The 15,346-nt window shown below is 73.4% G+C and carries 16 protein-coding genes; 6 read left to right on the top strand and 10 right to left on the bottom strand.

The window, feature by feature from the left end:
• Positions 1–3: 3 nt before the first annotated feature.
• The 3 genes from KZQ38_RS07060 to KZQ38_RS07050 form a co-directional block, all read right to left on the bottom strand.
• Positions 4–600 (bottom strand): TetR family transcriptional regulator, encoded by a 597-nt coding sequence (locus tag KZQ38_RS07060; RefSeq protein ID WP_219439798.1) that lies wholly within the window; start codon positions 598–600, stop codon positions 4–6.
• Between the two features lie 140 nt (positions 601–740).
• Complete coding sequence (locus KZQ38_RS35895; protein ID WP_308258284.1) at positions 741–998, bottom strand: helix-turn-helix transcriptional regulator; 258 nt, start codon at positions 996–998, stop codon at positions 741–743.
• Positions 999–1,071: 73 nt separating this feature from the next.
• Complete coding sequence (locus KZQ38_RS07050) at positions 1,072–1,500, bottom strand: nuclear transport factor 2 family protein (protein WP_219439794.1); 429 nt, start codon at positions 1,498–1,500, stop codon at positions 1,072–1,074.
• Between the two features lie 331 nt (positions 1,501–1,831).
• Between KZQ38_RS07050 and KZQ38_RS07045 the strand changes: the two genes are divergently transcribed.
• The gene (locus tag KZQ38_RS07045; RefSeq protein WP_219439792.1) at positions 1,832–2,779 is read left to right on the top strand and encodes an NsdA family TPR-like regulatory protein; all 948 of its coding nucleotides are present in this window, start codon (positions 1,832–1,834) and stop codon (positions 2,777–2,779) included.
• On the opposite strand, the gene KZQ38_RS07040 is transcribed toward KZQ38_RS07045, so the two are convergent.
• Together KZQ38_RS07040 and KZQ38_RS07035 are read right to left on the bottom strand one after the other, a co-directional pair.
• The gene (locus KZQ38_RS07040) at positions 2,776–3,540 is read right to left on the bottom strand and encodes a sulfite exporter TauE/SafE family protein (protein ID WP_219439790.1); all 765 of its coding nucleotides are present in this window, start codon (positions 3,538–3,540) and stop codon (positions 2,776–2,778) included. The genes KZQ38_RS07045 and KZQ38_RS07040 overlap by 4 nt on opposite strands.
• A gap of 652 nt (positions 3,541–4,192) precedes the next feature.
• Positions 4,193–4,957, bottom strand: a complete 765-nt coding sequence (locus KZQ38_RS07035; RefSeq protein WP_219439787.1) for a GntR family transcriptional regulator — start codon at positions 4,955–4,957, stop codon at positions 4,193–4,195.
• Between the two features lie 252 nt (positions 4,958–5,209).
• Between KZQ38_RS07035 and KZQ38_RS07030 the strand changes: the two genes are divergently transcribed.
• On the top strand, positions 5,210–5,689 hold the full coding sequence (locus KZQ38_RS07030) for a hypothetical protein (protein ID WP_219439785.1): 480 nt from the start codon (positions 5,210–5,212) through the stop codon (positions 5,687–5,689).
• Positions 5,690–5,697: 8 nt separating this feature from the next.
• Here the strand turns inward: KZQ38_RS07030 and KZQ38_RS07025 are convergent, their stop codons facing one another.
• The 3 genes from KZQ38_RS07025 to KZQ38_RS07015 form a co-directional block, all read right to left on the bottom strand.
• Complete coding sequence (locus KZQ38_RS07025) at positions 5,698–6,645, bottom strand: TolB-like translocation protein (protein ID WP_219439783.1); 948 nt, start codon at positions 6,643–6,645, stop codon at positions 5,698–5,700.
• Positions 6,642–7,853 (bottom strand): MFS transporter, encoded by a 1,212-nt coding sequence (locus KZQ38_RS07020; protein ID WP_219439781.1) that lies wholly within the window; start codon positions 7,851–7,853, stop codon positions 6,642–6,644. Before KZQ38_RS07020 ends, KZQ38_RS07025 begins: the two co-directional genes overlap by 4 nt.
• A 72-nt stretch (positions 7,854–7,925) precedes the next feature.
• Positions 7,926–9,281 carry a CBM96 family carbohydrate-binding protein gene (locus tag KZQ38_RS07015; RefSeq protein ID WP_308258283.1) on the bottom strand — a complete coding sequence of 452 codons (1,356 nt, stop codon included), beginning with the start codon at positions 9,279–9,281 and terminating at the stop codon, positions 7,926–7,928.
• 217 nt (positions 9,282–9,498) lie between these two features.
• Between KZQ38_RS07015 and KZQ38_RS07010 the strand changes: the two genes are divergently transcribed.
• Positions 9,499–10,638 (top strand): saccharopine dehydrogenase family protein, encoded by a 1,140-nt coding sequence (locus KZQ38_RS07010; protein ID WP_219439777.1) that lies wholly within the window; start codon positions 9,499–9,501, stop codon positions 10,636–10,638.
• Here the strand turns inward: KZQ38_RS07010 and KZQ38_RS07005 are convergent.
• Entirely contained in the window at positions 10,635–11,996 is a 1,362-nt protein-coding gene (locus tag KZQ38_RS07005) for a hypothetical protein (RefSeq protein WP_219439775.1), read from the bottom strand. The two genes, KZQ38_RS07010 and KZQ38_RS07005, sit on opposite strands and share 4 nt — an antisense overlap.
• Positions 11,997–12,053: 57 nt before the next feature.
• Positions 12,054–12,914 carry a LysR family transcriptional regulator ArgP gene (locus KZQ38_RS07000; RefSeq protein WP_219440374.1) on the bottom strand — a complete coding sequence of 287 codons (861 nt, stop codon included), beginning with the start codon at positions 12,912–12,914 and terminating at the stop codon, positions 12,054–12,056.
• A 72-nt stretch (positions 12,915–12,986) separates the two neighbouring features.
• Between KZQ38_RS07000 and KZQ38_RS06995 the strand changes: the two genes are divergently transcribed.
• The 3 genes from KZQ38_RS06995 to pstC all read left to right on the top strand — a co-directional run bounded on the left by KZQ38_RS06995 (position 12,987) and on the right by pstC (position 15,338).
• The gene (locus KZQ38_RS06995; RefSeq protein ID WP_219440373.1) at positions 12,987–13,574 is read left to right on the top strand and encodes a LysE/ArgO family amino acid transporter; all 588 of its coding nucleotides are present in this window, start codon (positions 12,987–12,989) and stop codon (positions 13,572–13,574) included.
• Between the two features lie 282 nt (positions 13,575–13,856).
• A complete protein-coding gene (locus tag KZQ38_RS06990; protein ID WP_219439773.1) occupies positions 13,857–14,249 on the top strand; it encodes a YegP family protein in 393 nt (130 codons plus the stop codon).
• Between the two features lie 102 nt (positions 14,250–14,351).
• Positions 14,352–15,338, top strand: a complete 987-nt coding sequence (pstC, locus tag KZQ38_RS06985) for a phosphate ABC transporter permease subunit PstC (protein WP_219439771.1) — start codon at positions 14,352–14,354, stop codon at positions 15,336–15,338.
• The last annotated feature ends 8 nt before the right edge of the window (positions 15,339–15,346 follow it).

The following is a 15,346-nucleotide window of genomic DNA, read 5'->3' as shown; positions in this document are numbered from 1 at the left end:
GCCTCACACCCGGCGGCGTGGCGGTGTCACGCGCAGCGCCGCGTACACCTCGGGTCGCGCGATGGTCGGCAGCCAGGTCCGCCACACGCCGGAGAGCTGCCGCGCCACCCCGGCCGGGTCCTCGACCGCCAGGGACATCAGGTGCACGCCCACCAGCGCGGCGACCACCGCGTCCGCGCACGCGTCGACGTCCACGCCGGGCCGCAGCTCGCCCTGGAAAGCCGCCGAGCGCAACAGGTCCCGCACTGTCGCGGTCCACTGGCCGACCTGGCGCTCGGCCACGTCGTCGGAGATCGGGGCCTGGAACAGCAGGCGCTGCACGACCGCGCGGTCCTGGTTCACCGCGTAGCCGAGGTCCACCAGCACCTGGAGCGGGCCGCGGTTGGCGCGCTGGAGCCGGTCCCGGGTCTCCGCCCACTCCCGCGCCTGGCGGTCGAGCACCGCGACGGCGAGCGCCTTCTTGGAGCTGAAGTGGCCGTACAGCGCGCCTTTCGTGACGCCGGCGCGGTCGCAGACGTCGTCGATCGTCGCCCGCACGTACCCGTCGCGGTCGAACGCCGCCGCCGCGGCGGTCAGCAAACCGTCCCTCGTGGTGGACACGCGAGGGATTGTCCTCGGCCCCGGCGGCACGCCACAACCGCCTTGTGCGCCAACGCGAGCGGCTGTTTTCCGGCGGTCCGCCCGAGGAAAGGGTGAATATGCGCCGAAAGGTGCCCGCGTCGGCAATACCGGCGACCGCGTCAATGGCGGCGGGCGGCGCGCTGGATTGCCGCCGCGCGTTCCAATTCGTGCTGCGGGGTGTCCAGGACCTGCCCGAGCCAGCCCCGCCAGTACGGGCCGGGGATGCGCTTGCCGCGCTCCCACCGGGAGACCTCCTCCCTGGTCACGCTGGTGTTGCCGGAAACGGCGTGCAGCCGCTCGGCCAGGTCGTCCTGGGTCAGCCCGCGCCCGCGTCTCAACTCGGCGAGGATTTCGCTGATCGGTCCCGACTGCGGCACGGCGGTGACCTTTCTGCTCTCTTCGACGTGGATGCCGCCATTCTTCCAGTGCCGGCCGCCCAACGGTAAAGCATCACGGTGATACCGGGGGAACATCCGGTGCGAGCGCCCGCGCGATCGCGAGTGTGTCCGCGTACATGCGGAACTCGGTGACGAGTCCGCCGTGCACGCTCACCGCGATCGCGAAGTCGTACGCGAGGGTCAGTCCGGTGGTCTGGACCCGTGCGTGCAGCCGGCCGGTGAGCACCGCGTCCGGGCCGTCCACGACGAGCCCGCGCGTGGTGATCGCGGTCAGCTCCAGCACCGCGCGGAACGCCAGGAAGAACGACTCCACCTCACGCGGGTTGCGGGCTTCGGCGGGCCACGGCGCGCCCGGCACCGGCGCCGTCCACCACCGGACGCCGTCGGCGAACAACCTGCTCAACCCCGCGGTGTCCTTCGCCGCCCACCGGGCGACCAGTTTCTCCACCGCCATCGTGACATCGCCCCGGCGGTGCGTCATCCGCGGTTCCGCGCACGGCCGGGCGCCCCCGCGGCGCTGGGCCGCCCGGCGGGCACCGCGCCCGGATCGCCCGGATCGCGTTGGCAGCGCGGGGTCATCCACACCTCCTGGACAGCAGTGGCGGCGACCGCCGCCGGTACATGAGTTCTACTCCGCCGGTCGAGCGCGCGTCGCCGCCCCTCGCGTGCCCGCGTGCCGCCGTGGTGTCGGCGGAACCCGTTCTCCAACGGGGTAATCCGCGCGCGTGGTACCGCCGGTGCAGCACCTGCTCGCGCCCCGCGCCGCGAGTTTGATCGCAGGCACCCCTCCGACACGACTGTGAGGTGCGGCGATGGCGGACCGAGGACGCGTCCCCGCCCGGATCGGCGCCGGTGACGTCGCGCGGCTGGAGGCCGAGACCGAGCGACTGCGGGGTCTGGACTACCGGTTGGGCGGCGGGTCGTGCCGGGACCAGGTGATCGTCACCGCGGCGTGGCACGACCGGTGGCTGCGGTCCGCGGCCGGTGCGCGGGTGCGGTTGCGGTTGCGGGTGGCGTTGGCGGACGTCCACAACCTGGCCGGCTGGACGTGCTTCGACACCGGCCGGGAGCAGGACGCGGCCCGGCACTGGGAACGCGCGCTGGCGCTGGCCGTCGACGCGGGTCACCAGGACCTGGTGGCGAACATCCACTACCGCTCGGGACGGCTGCGGCTGCACGGCGGGCGGCGGCGCGAGGCCCTGGAGGACTTCCGCCGCGGGCTGGTCGCGGCCAGGCGCGCGGGGTCCTACCACGCGATCGCCGTGCTGCGCGCCAACGAGGCGTGGGCGCACGCGGGCATGGGGGACCGGGGCATGGCGGTGATCCGGTTGCGCCAGGCGCACGAGGACTTCGCGCGGTCCGCGGGCACGCCGGTGCCGGGCTGGGCGCGGTTCTTCGACGCGACCGATTTGTCGGCGTTGACCGGTCTCGTGCACACCGAGCTGGCGCGCACCGCGGACCCCGGCCACACGGCGATCGCGATCCCGGCGTTGACCGCCGCGATCCTCGGTTACCCGGACGACATGGTGCGCAGCCGCGCGTTGAGCCTCGTCGCGCTGGCCGCGAACCACCTGGTGGACCGGGATTTCGCGCACGCGGCGGCGGTCGGCGGTCGGGCCATCGCGGCGGCGGCGGACGTCAGCTCGATCCGCGTGGCGGACCGGCTGCAACCGCTGCGCCACCTCGCGGACCGCCACCGGGGCGACCCGCACGCCCGCCGGCTGGCGGCGCGCATCGCCGCGTTCACGCCGAGCCTCTAGCGTCCATTGAGGACGGTGTCGGCGGCCATGGCGACCGACACGACGACCAGTGCTGCCGCGAACACCCGGCGGAGCGCGGTGGCGTCCACCTTCGCGGCCAGGCGGCGGCCGTCCCAGGCGCCCAGCAGTGCCGCCGCGGCGAACGGGCCGACCAACGCCCAGTCCACGGCGGTGATGGCGCCCAGTCGTGCGCCGAAAGCGGCCACGGCGTTCACCGTGATCACCAGCAGGCTGGTGCCGACCGCGGCGGACATCGGCACCGCCAGGACGCCGACGAGCGCGGGCACGGCGAGGAAACCGCCGCCCACGCCGAGGAAACCGGTCAACGCGCCGAGTCCCGCGCCGACGCCCGCCGCGCGCCCCGGCCGCACCGCGTCGCCGGCTCGGCTCCGGTCCCGGCTCCGGCTCCGGCGGAGGAGGAGTACGCCGGCGAGCGCGGCGACCACCGCGAACGCCCCGGTCGTCACCGCGGCCGGCACGTGCTCGGTGAACCGGCCGACCACCACGGCGGGCACCACCCCCGCCGCCGCGAACACCGCGCCCAGCCGCCAGCGCACCGCGCCGGCGCGGGCGTGGGCGAAGAGGGCGGTGGCGGAGGTGGCGGCGACCACGACGAGGGCGGCGGTGGTGGCCTGCTGCGGGCTGAAGCCGAGCAGGTAGATCAACGCGGGCGCGGTGAGGACGGTGCCACCCCCGCCCAGCCCGCCGAGGGAGAGCCCGACCACCGCGCCGGCGATCAGGGCGAGGACGACGGAGGTCATGACCGCCCCACCGCTGAACTGCCGACCCACGCCGCTGAGCTGCCGACCGACGCCGCCGCGCCGCCGACCGACGCCGCCGCGCCGCTGGCCCGCGCTACCGGGTTGCCAGCCCGCGCCGCCGAGTCACCAGCCCGCGTCGCCGGGGCACCCGCCTGCGCCGCCGTTGCGCTCGCCTGCGCCGCCGTTGCGCTCGCCTGCGCGGCCGGGGTGCCCGCTCGCGCTACCGGGCCGCTCGCCAGCGCCGCCGGGTCGCCCGCGAGCGTCGCCAGTGCGCCCGCCTCCGCCGCCGGACCTCCCGCCTCCGCCGCTGGGGCACCCGCCCGCTCCGCCGGACCGCCCGTCTCCGCCGCTGAGGCACCTGCCCGCTCCGCCGGGGCACCCGCCTGCGCCCCTGGGCCGCTCGCTCCCGCCGGACCAACCGCCTCCGCCGCCGGGGCACCCGCGAGCGCCGGCGGGGCATCGGCGCACGCCGCCGGGCTCCCGGCGCGAACCACGCGCGGCCCCCTGGCATTCCGAGGCGCGGCGACGCGGACCCCGTTCGCCCGGGCCGGCCCGCGACCCGTCCCGAGCGCCGCCCCACGACGTGCCGCACCGATGCTCATCCCCGCACCTCCATATGTCCGTACATTACGTCGGACGGAGGGCGGCGTGTTCAGCGGGTTGTCGCGCCTCGCCGCAGGCGGCGGGTGTCGGCCGGGAACTCGGCGGTCACCGCGAACCGGTCACCTCGCACCATCGTGTGACGCCACTCGACCGGTCTGCCGCCCGCCCGCCCCTGCCGGTGCACCGACAGGCAGGCGACGTCCGGCCCGCACTCCAGCAACGCCCGCTCGGCCGGTGTCGGCACGACGGCGCGGATGCTCTCCCGGCTCGCGTCCAGCCGCACGCCGGTCCGCTCGGCCAGGACCGCGTACAGGCTGGTGCGCGTGAAGTCGGCGGTCACGATGGGTGTCGCCAGCTCGGCGGGCAGCCACACGCGGTCGATCGCGAACGGCCGCCCGGCCGCCAGCCGCAGGCGTTCCAGGTGCACCAGCGGGGTCGATCCCTCCAGGTCCAGGCGGTCCGCGACCACTCCGTCCGCCCGCACGTCCAACACCCGCACCACGCTGCGCTGCGCCAACCCGGCCGCCTCCACCGAGGCGAACAGGCTGTACAGGGTGTCCAGCGGCTGCTCGACGTCGGCGGCCGGGCTGACCCGCGGCTGACGACCCCGCTCGGCGACCACGAGGCCGTCGGCACGCAGTCGTTGCAGTGCTTGGCGGACCGTGTGGCGGCTGACCCGGTAGTCCTCCACGAGGGTCAGCTCACCGGGGAACCCCGCGTCGAACTCGCCCGCCCGCAGCCGGTGGATGAGGTCGTCCTGGAGCTGCCGCCACAGCGGTCGTGCCCCGGACCGGTCCAGTGCTCGGGATGTCACCCCGGCAGTTTCGCACTCGCCGATCACCCCGCCGGCGGCCTGCCTGTCCGGACATTTTTACCACCCCCGGCAACGAGACCGCTGTTCGCGGACGGGGCACGTCCGATCGGCGGTGGTGTCGTCCGATCCGGGCGGCGATTCTGACCACGGGTGTCGGCGCTTTAGCCTGATCGGGGCCGGTTGTCACAGATCCGCCCTACCTTCGGCGTCGGCACCCGCTGATCGTCGCCGTGGTCGCTACCGTGACGCGATGTGCACGCCTCCCACGACTGCGGCGCGCCACCCGCGCACCGCCCCCCGCACGCCGTCGGCCCCGAGCAGGTCTCCTACGCGTTGATCACCCCCGCCGGCGGGCTGCTGGTGCGCGTGGCCGAGGGGCGGGCGGTACCCGACGACTGGGGCGGCCTCTACCAGGAGGCGCTGTGGGCCGCGGTCGCCGCCGCCGTGGACCCGTACCGGGGTCTGGTCAACGGCGTGGGCCTCGGGCACGGGCTGCGGGCGAAGGTCGCGGACGTCTCGCCCGCCGCGGCGGCCTCGGTGCCGGACCTGTACCCGCCGAACCCGGTCTCCTGGGCGATGCTCACCACGCTGGGCGCGCCCGCCGACCGCTGGCACGGCACGGTGGCGATCACCGCCGACGAGGACGACGACGGCCTCACCGGCCCGCTCGGCGAACGCCAGCTCCGGCTGATCGAGCACGCCTACCGCGACGCCCGCCGACCCCTCCGCTGACCGAGGCGTCACAGCGGGGCGGGTGAGTTCGCCTCGGGCACCAGCAGGGTCGGCGAGCCGGTGGCGTCGGCGGGCACGGCCCACACGTCGTTGACGCCGTCACTGCGCTGCATCCCGTACGCGACGGTGTGGTCGTCCAGCCAAGCGGGTTGATCATCGACGCTGCGCGTCTCGGCCAGGGGCGTGACGGTCCCCGTCCCCAGGTCCATCGTGGACAGCCGCCACCCCTGCCGCGGGTCGCCGTTGACCGCCGCCTTGTAGGCGATGCGCTTCCCGTCCGGCGACAGCGAGGGGCATTCGACGTTGTCCACCAACGCCTTCACCGTGCGCGCGGCGAAGTCGCCCTCCACGAGGTACCGGTGCCCACCGGTGGACATGGTGGCGTAGAACCGGTTGTCGTCGGCGGTGAACGTGACGCCCCAGAAGTTCCGGTCGGCCGCCTGCGCCGCGGCACCACCCACGGAGAACTCCTCCAGCGACCGGACCAGGTCACCGGTTCGCACGTCCAGGATCCCGGTGCTGGTCGAGAAACCGTTGGCGGCGTACGAGTGGCCGTCCACGAACACCGTCCACGCCACCATCCGGCCGCTGGCGGACACCCGCGCGCGGTTCGGGAAACCGGTCAGCGGCAGGGTCGTCAGCTCGCGCCGGGACGAGTCCAGCACGGAGAGGCCACCCGCCTTCAACGCGCCGACCGGGCGCAGGCACGCGATCGTGCCGCCCGCGGCGTACGCGCGGTCGCAGCGCTCCTCGGTCACCTCGCGCGGCCCGGACGGGTCGGTGCGCGACACGACCGACAGGCGGCCGTTGCCGAGCACCTGCAAGCGGGAACCGCGGACCACACCGGACACGACGTCCGGTTCGGGCGCGGCGGACAGGGTGGTGTAGCCGACCGCGACACCGCCCAGCAGCAGGGCGGCGGCAACGGTCACCAGTACGCGGGCACGTGTGTTCATCGGCGTCGTCCCAACAGTGCGGCGGTGGTGGCGAGGGCGGCGGCCACCCCGAGGGCGGCCAGGCGGGTCGCGGTCTCCGGACCCCAGAACTGCCAGGCGAGGCCGAACAACACCGACGACCCCAGGTACGCCAGCGCCTGCCCGCTCTGGATCAACGCGATCCCCGTGGTGCGCAGGCGTTCCGGCAGCAGCGGACCGGCCAACGCCATCAGCACGCCGTCCGTCGCCGCGTAGAACACGCCGTACAGCACCAGGACGGCGACGATCAACGGCCACCCGCCGAGCGGGCCGTGGATCAGCAGGTACGCGGCGGCCAGCGCGCCGTAGCCGCCGAGCACCACCGGCAGCTGCCCGACCCGGTCGGCCAACGCGCCCAGCGGTGCGGCCAGCAGCAGGTACACCAGGCTGGTGCCCACCGCCAGCAACGGGAACCAGCCGATCGCCAGTCCCTCGCGCCGCTGGATCAGCAGGTACACGAAACCGTCGCCGACGGTCGCCAGGCCGAGCACGGCCGCCGCCAGCACAAGGCGACGGACACCCTTGTCCCGCAGCAAACCCACCACCGCCGCCGGGCGCACGGGAGTGGTCGGCGTCGTAGCGCGGTGGTCGCGCACGAACACCAGCAGCACGACCACGCCGAGCGTGGCGACGCAGAAGCTGGTGACGAACACCGCGTCGAACGACCCGGCCGCCGCGGCGAGCACGGCGAGCGTCACCAGCGGACCGGTGAACGCGCCGATGCCGTCCATCGCGCGGTGCACGCCGAACGCCCGGCCCAGGTCGCCCGCCGGCGCGGACAGCGTGATCAACGCGTCGCGGGGCGCGGTGCGCAGGCCCTTGCCCGCGCGGTCGGCGGTGATCACCGCGCCGAGCAGGGCGGTGGACGGGCCGGCGACCGGCAGCGCGAGCTTCGCCACCGCCGACAACCCGTACCCGAAGCACGCCACGGCTTTCCGCTTCGTGGTGCGGTCGGCCAGGTAGCCGCCGACCAGGCGCAGCAGCGTGGTCGCGCCGGTGTAGGCGCCGTCGAGCACGCCGTACGCGGCGGGGCTGAGCTGGAGGCCCACGACCAGGTACAGCGGCAGGACGGCGGTGACCATCTCGGAGGAGACGTCGGTGATCAGGCTGACCGCGCCGAGCGCGAGGACGTTGGCGCTGACGCCCTTCCAGCCGCCGGACTTGGGGCGGTCGATGGTGGACAGGTACACGGCGGGACTTCCTTCCGGTCGCGCGGGTGAACCGCACCCGGCCCGCGCGGGGACCGGGTGCGGCGGCCGGGATCAGTGACAGGCGGTGGTGCCGCTGTCGGTGAAGGACTTGCCCGCTTCGGGCACGAACTGCCAGTCGAAGCTGTTGGCGTGCAAGGTGAGCTTCAGGACGCCGTAGGTGTCGCTGTTGCGCACCTCGCTGTTCGGCCTGATGGTGCCGAAGCTGTAGTGGCTCGCACCGCCCATGCCCGCGACGAACGTGCGGATGCCGCGCGTGGTGTCGAGGGCGCCGCTCGGGTTCTGCGGCGCGAAGCGCTCGTACTGGTGGTTGTGGCCCCACAGCACGACGTCCGCGTTGTGGTCGTACAGCGCCTGGAACAGCGGGCGCGTCGACGTGGAGGGTGCGTGGTTCGCGCCGGACGTGAACAGCGGGTGGTGCCAGTACGCCGCCGTGCACGGCTTGGTATTGGCCGCCAAGTCGTTGCGCAGCCACGTTTCCTGCGCCGAGCCCGCCGCCGTGCTGATGTTCGAGTTCAACGACACGATGTGCCAGTTGCCGAGGTCGTACGAGTAGTAGCCCTGACCGGACGGGCCGGCCTGCGTGCCGAAGTAGCCGTAGTAACCGGTCGCGCCGCTGGTGTTGTAGTCGTGGTTGCCCGGCGACGGCCGCGTGCGTGCCTTGTGCCTGCCCCAGGTCGGGTTGTAGTAGTTGTTGAACTCCGTGGTGGTGCCGCTGTCGTAGACGTTGTCGCCCGTGGTGAACACCGTGCCGGGGATGTTGTCGAGCAACGCGGCGGTCGCGCTGTCGCCGGAACCCGAGTTCGAGATGTCGCCCGCGCCGACGAGCACCGGGTCACCCGCCGGGGCGCTGGTGGTGGTCGTGGCGCCGGTGGTGAGCACGAGTTGCGGAGCGGTGGCGGAACCGGTTTCCCGCGAGTCGAAGTCCGCGCCGTCCGTGCTGGACGAGGTGACCCCGAAGCCGAACGTGCCGTTGCCCGTGACGTAGGAGGTCACATCGACCTCGTACCAGGCGTTGCGGGACACGGCGCCGAGCGAGCCGAGGGTCGGGCCGTCGATGGCGGGCTGGTTGTTCCAGGTGACACCGGTTTCCGACCACGTGGTGTCGGAGACCGCTTTGAACGTGCCGCCGCTCGGGCTCTGCGCGCCCGAGACGTCGTCGGTGTGCAGGCGCAGCTTGGCGGCGGTGACGGAGCCGGGCACACCGGAGACGGTGAACCTGAGGAACAACCGCTTCACCGGGGAGTCGTCCACGCCGAGCTGACCGGAGGCGCCGTAGTTGGTGCCGGTCGCGGAGTTGTCGACGTAGGTGTCGGCGGAGGGGGTGAACGTGGTGGTGGCCGCCGCCGCGGCGGGGAGGCCGTCGGAGGTGACGACGATGCTGAGAGCGGTCGCGGTGAGCACGCCCACGGCGACCACCGCTAATGAAGCCCTACGACCTGACATGCGAAATCCTTCGCTCCATGATGCACGGGACAAGGGCTTGGGAGACGCTAGGGATGCATGGGCAAGTCGGCGTGAGCGCACGGCGGCGGACCGATGAACGGAGGACTAACGCCACGACCCGGTGCGTTACTCCGCATACCCGCGGTCGTTGGGCGATGTGACGGAACCTCGGGAGGGGCGGATGTACGACGTCGTGCTGTTCGGCGCGACCGGTTTCACCGGCGAGCTGACCGCCGCGTACCTGGCGGAGCACGCGCCGGCGGGCACCCGGTGGGCGGTGGCGGGGCGGAACCGCGCCAAGCTGGAGGCCCTGCGGGAACGGCTGGGGGTCGACGTCGACCTGCTCACCGCCGACGTGACCGATGGGCGTTCGCTGATGGCGCTGGCCGAATCGGCGCGGGTGGTCGCGACCACCGCCGGGCCGTACGTCGAGCACGGTGACGGCCTGGTCGGGGCGTGCGCGCGGGCGGGCGCGGACTACGTGGACCTGGCGGGCGAACCGGAGTTCGTCGACCGCGCGTACCTGCGGCACCACGCCGCGGCGCAGGCGACCGGCGCGCGGCTGGTGCACTCGTGCGGCTTCGAGTCGGTACCGCACGACCTGGGCGTGCTGCTCACCGTGCGGCGGCTGCCGGAGGGCGTGCCGATCGCGGTGGACGGGTACGTGCGTGCGGCGGGCGCGCTTTCCGGCGGCACGTTCCAGTCGGCGGTGACGGCGTTCGCGCGGTGGCCGGCGGCGACGCGGGTGGCGCGGCAGCGGCGGCGCGTGGAGGGTTCCCCGGCCGGGCGGGTCGTGCGTGCCGGTGCGGGCAGGCCCGGTTACGACCGGCGGATCGGCGCGTGGGCGCTGCCCGCGCCGACCATCGACCCGCGGGTGGTGTCGCGCTCGGCGGCGGCGCTGGACCGGTACGGCCCCGAGTTCACCTACGCGCACCACATCGCCGTGCGGCGGCTCCCGACGGCGCTCGGCATCGCCGGCGGTGTGGGCGCGTTGTTCGCCGCCGCCCGGGTTCCCCCGGTGCGCGAGCGCTTGTCGGCGTTGCGCCCACCCGGCGCGGGTCCGTCGGCCGAGCAGCGGGCGCGGTCGTGGTTCGAGGTGGTCTTCTTCGGCACGGGCGGTGGGCGACGGGTGGTGACCGAGGTGTCCGGCGGCGACCCCGGTTACGGCGAGACGGCGAAGATGCTCGGCGAGTCGGCGCTGTGCCTGGCGTTCGACCACCTGCCGGAGACCGCCGGGCAGGTGACGCCGGCGGTGGCGATGGGCGACGCCCTCACGTCGAGGTTGGTGCGGGCGGGAATCCGGTTCGACGTGCGTGGCTAGGACCGCGCGCGCAGTTGGTCGACCACCCGGCCGGACGGGACCTCGACCACCTCGATCAGCTGCGGTGAGCGTTGGACCGCGAGCCATGACCGCGCGAGGTGCAACGCCACGGGACGGTCGGTCTCGACCACCGTGCGGGACGTGTCACGGGTGCGCGCGATCACGCGGTCGCCGTCACGCAGGACGAGGGTGTGGATCTCGTCGGGCTTCATGAGACCCAGGACTTCCTCGTGCGGTCGCGTGGTGATCGTGATCTCCTCGTCGCACGCGTGGTCGTGGATGTTCCAGGTGAGCCCGTCCGGCGCGCCCGCGGACGACAGATCGGGACCAAGGGCGACGCGCTTCGCGCCGTAGCGGCTGTCGACGTCGCGGAGACCGGGCGCGTCGGTGACGACCTCGATCCGTTTCAGCGTGTTGATCGCGGGGAGGTCGAAGTCCTTCCCCTTGAGTTCGGCGAGGTAGGTCATCTTCCACCACCCGCCCGGCCCCCGGAAGTTCACCTCGTGCTCCGGGGACGGGTGGTGGAGCCGTGCGGGTGACAGGTCGGTGGTCGAGAACCGGGCGACGTCGAAGTCCGCGGGCACCACCGCCTCGTGCAGGTCGTAGTACGGGGTCCCCTCGACGTGCACCCGCAACCGGTCACCGTCCTGGATCACCGCGATCAGCGACTCGGCCCAGGGCACGCGGACGTGGAGCGCGGCCAGCACGGGCCCCGGCAGCACGTGTCGCACCGCTCGGTCCCCGACGTGCAGCAGCACCAGTTCGTCCGGCTCGTCACCACGCGCGATCAACGTGCCGCTGACGCCGGGGAACATCGGGAAGCGCAGTCGCGTCGGCATGTCGCCGCCGCTCAGCAACCGCTCGCACACCTCCGCCGGCGGTGTCGGCACCTCCGCCGCCACGCCGTTCACCGCGACGCGCACGACACCGTCCCGATCGCCCCGCTCGACCACCACCACGCGCCTGCGGGGCAGCGCGGTGTCGGTGACGAACCAGGTCTCCTGGCCGAACCACTCCTCGGTCCGCTCGTCGATCTGATCAGCGAGGGGCACTCCCGGCTTCCGCTTGCCCATGGGCAGCCAGAGCCCCGGGGGACGCCATTGGTTGTCGTGGTCACCCAGCGCGCAGAGTTCCAGTTGGGAGCCACGGGGGCGCAACGCGGCCAGCAGCGCCACGTGGACCAGCCGCACGGCGGGGTGCCGGTCGACCACCTCGTCGAACAACACGCGGATGCCGGGCGGGTCCTCCGCCGGGTCGAACACGTCCGCGCGGGACAGGAGCCGGTCCACCGCGTGGACCACCGGCTCGAAAACCGGTCCGAACAAGCCCTCGTCGAGCGCCGCGACCAGCGACCGCATCCGCGAACCCCCCCAGGTCGGTGCGAATACCCACCCTATCGCCCGCCGGCGCGGGCGTCACCCCTGGTGCAGCTCGGCCCGCGCGGCGCGGAAGACGGCGTCCGCGACCCGCTGGAGCGCGGGCGAGTCGAGCTTCCACTGCTGCCAGTGCAGCGGCACGTCCACCGGGCGGTCCGGGAACAAGCGCACCAGCCCGCGGTGGCGGGCGATCTGGTGCTCGCTGAGCAGCGCCCACCCCGCGCCCGCCACCACGGCGTCCTCGAACACCGGGCCGTCCGGGAGGTGGTGGCGGTGCGGGGCGGCGGGGTGGCCGGTCATCGCGCGGCAGAATGCGTCCTGGAGGTCGTCCTTCTCGTCGAACACCACCACCGGCAGCTCCGACAGCGGCCGGTCGCCCCACCGCTTCGCGAACGACCTGGCCGCTACCGCGTGGTACCTCATGCCGCCGAGCGGGTGGACCCGGCAGCCCTGCACCGGCCGCGGCGACGACGTGACGGCGGCGACCACCAGACCAAGCCGCAACGCCTCGGCCGTGTGGTCCTGGTCGTCGCGGAGCAGCCCGAGCACGATCCCGTCGTCACGCGCGAGTTCCCGCACCACGGCGCGGAACCACGTGGACAGCGAGTCGGCGTTCACCGCGACCTGGACCGGCGTCGGCCGCCCGGCCACCCCGAGCCCGGCGATCGCGTCCTGCTCCAGCAGCGCGAGCTGGCGGCCGTAGCGGGCGACCACGACGCCGGACGCGGTGAGCCGCGCGGGTTTCGCCCGCACCAGGAGCACCCGGCCGGTCCGCTGCTCCAGCGCCTTGATCCGCTGGCTCACCGCGGACGGCGTCACGTGCAGCGCCTGGGCCGCCGCGTCGAACGTCCCCTCGTCCACCACGGCGAGCAGCGTGCGGACGGCCTCCGGATCGAGCATCACGTCCGCTAATGATACTTAAGGAACTGTAGCTGGCCTTATCACCGACCGCTCCCTAGCGTCGAGGCCGTGATGCACGCCCTGCTCGCCGGTCTCGGCGCCGGTCTCTCCCTCATCGTCGTCATCGGGGCGCAGAACGCGCTCGTGCTGAGGCAGGGCCTGCTGCGTCAACAGGTCCCGGCGATCGTGGCGATCTGCGCGGCCTCGGACGCCGTGCTCATCGCGCTCGGCGTGGGTGGCGTCGGTGCGGTGCTCACCGCGTGGCCGACCGCGCTCACCGCCGTGCGCTGGGTGGGCGCGGCGTTCCTGCTGGCGTACGGCGTGCTGGCGGTGCGGCGGGCACTGCGGCCGTCCGCGTTGCGCGTCGGCGGCGCGGCGTCGGCGGCGATCGCCACGTGCCTCGCGCTCACCTGGCTCAACCCGCACGTGTACCTGGACACCGTGCTGCTGCTGGGCACCGCGGCCACGTCCTTCGGCGACGACCGGTGGTGGTTCGGCGTCGGCGCGATGACCGGCAGCGTCGTGTGGTTCACCTCGCTCGGGTTCGGCGCGCGGTGGTTGTCGGGCGTGTTCGCCCGACCGGCCGCGTGGCGCGTGCTCGACGGCGGGGTGGCGGTCGTGGTGACGGCGACCGGGGTGTCGCTCGCGCTCGGTTCCTGAGCGGGTTTTCGAGCACCACACGCGTTTTGCGGTCTGCCGGCCGCTCGGGCGAACGCGTCGGCACCCGAATCACCGGTTGTTGCGCCGGTTGGTGGAGCACTGGCCGATAGGGATTCCCCATGCGCCGTGCGTTAACCAACCGACCATGTGGCGCTCACCTCCCGGACCTCGTGCCGTGCTCTGGCGGGATGAGGGTCCCCGGGCAAGGAACGCTCGCTTGAGGGGGCGACGCGTTCGGGACCGGTCCACTCATCGTGACCGGGTCCGACTGGGAGGGCGTTCGTGGCGCGATTTCAGTGCTACCGCACCGCGGAAAGCGGTGTCCGGTGGCGGTTGCTGGGTGGCAACAACAGAGTGCTGGGTGTCGGGGTCCGGGTGCACGCGGCCCACCTCGACGCCCTGGCCGAGATCGAACTGGTGCGGGCGGGCGCGATCACGGCCGCGTTCGTCATCGAGCACGCGGACAACGGGTCGTGGTGGTGGCGGCTCGCGGACCTCGCCCGCTCGGCGCAGGGTTTCGCGCGCCGGGTGGACGCGGAACTGGCCGCCGGCCGGTTCCGGGACCGGGTGGCGCCGGCCGAACTCGACCCGGTGCTGGCCGTCTTCCAGCCGGGCAAGCGCGGCCGGTCGAGCCGGGGACGCGCGGACGTGTGGCCGCAGCGCCCTGTTGGTTGAGCGTTCACCTACCCGGCGGGCCGCTGTCATCGCGCGGGTTTTCCCTTGCCGTGCTTGGTGAACACGATCCCCCGCCGCGATCGGAAGAAGGAGTCGCCACCCATGACGGCCGCACCCGACCGGCCTCGCGCCATCACGCCCGCGACGCCGGTCGGCGACCGGGTGTTCCGCGGCGCGGTGCGGTTCAGCGGGGTACTGGTGCTGCTCGTCATGGGCGGCATCGGGTTGTTCCTCGCCTTCCAGGCCGTGCCGACGCTGCGCGTGCTCGGCTGGAGCTTCTTCACCGAGCACCTGTGGCGGCCCGAGTCCAACCGGCTGGGCATCCTGTCCATCGCGCTCGGCACGCTTCAGGTGGCCGTGGTGGCCATCGTGATCGCGGTGCCGGTCGCCACCGGGACCGCGCTCTACATCTCCGAGTACGCGCCCCTGAAGGCCAAGCGCACGCTCGTCGCGCTGCTCGACCTGATGGCCGCGGTGCCCAGCGTCGTGTACGGGCTCTGGGGTTTCTTCTTCCTGCAAGAGGAGATCATCTACCTGTCGCGGTGGCTGTCGACCTACCTCGGGTGGCTGCCGTTCTTCGAGGTGCGCACCGACGTGACGGCCGCGGTGTGGGAGAAGTCCGCGTACACCTCGTCGGTGTTCATCTGCGGCGTGGTCGTGTCGTTGATGGTCATCCCGATCACCGCGTCGGTGATGCGCGAGGTGTTCGCCTCCGCGCCGCCCGGCGAGCGGGAAGCCGCGCTGGCGCTGGGATCCACGCGCTGGGGCGTGATTCGCGCGGTCGTGCTGCCGTTCGGGCGTGGCGGCGTCATCGGCGGGACCATGCTCGGCCTCGGCCGCGCGCTGGGCGAGACCATCGCCGTCGCATTGATCATCTCGCCCGCCTTCGACGTCAAGTTCCGCGTCCTGGAGAAGGGCGGCAACACCATCTCCGAGCTGATCGCCCTGCGGTTCGGGGAGTCCAGCCCGTTCCAGCTCTCCGCGCTGCTCGCCGCGGGCCTGGTGCTGTTCCTGTTCACGCTGCTGATCAACGTGCTCGCTTCGATGGTCGTGGCCCGCAGCCGCAGCGGCGCCGCGACGGAGATCTGAGGAACCGC

The sequence above is a fragment of the Saccharothrix obliqua genome, from assembly GCF_019375475.1.
GTDB lineage: Bacteria > Actinomycetota > Actinomycetes > Mycobacteriales > Pseudonocardiaceae > Actinosynnema > Actinosynnema obliqua.
This window is presented reverse-complemented; position numbering and strand designations above follow the sequence as displayed.

Bases quoted from the DNA above. Each gene is read 5' to 3' on its own strand.
- KZQ38_RS07050 (WP_219439794.1), bottom strand. From the start codon at position 1,500: ATGACGCACCGCCGGGGCGATGTCACGATGGCGGTGGAGAAACTGGTC.
- KZQ38_RS07045 (WP_219439792.1), top strand. From the start codon at position 1,832: ATGGCGGACCGAGGACGCGTCCCCGCCCGGATCGGCGCCGGTGACGTC.
- KZQ38_RS07040 (WP_219439790.1), bottom strand. From the start codon at position 3,540: ATGACCTCCGTCGTCCTCGCCCTGATCGCCGGCGCGGTGGTCGGGCTC.
- KZQ38_RS07025 (WP_219439783.1), bottom strand. From the start codon at position 6,645: ATGAACACACGTGCCCGCGTACTGGTGACCGTTGCCGCCGCCCTGCTG.
- KZQ38_RS07010 (WP_219439777.1), top strand. From the start codon at position 9,499: ATGTACGACGTCGTGCTGTTCGGCGCGACCGGTTTCACCGGCGAGCTG.
- KZQ38_RS07005 (WP_219439775.1), bottom strand. From the start codon at position 11,996: ATGCGGTCGCTGGTCGCGGCGCTCGACGAGGGCTTGTTCGGACCGGTT.
- KZQ38_RS07000 (WP_219440374.1), bottom strand. From the start codon at position 12,914: ATGCTCGATCCGGAGGCCGTCCGCACGCTGCTCGCCGTGGTGGACGAG.
- KZQ38_RS06995 (WP_219440373.1), top strand. From the start codon at position 12,987: ATGCACGCCCTGCTCGCCGGTCTCGGCGCCGGTCTCTCCCTCATCGTC.
- pstC (WP_219439771.1), top strand. From the start codon at position 14,352: ATGACGGCCGCACCCGACCGGCCTCGCGCCATCACGCCCGCGACGCCG.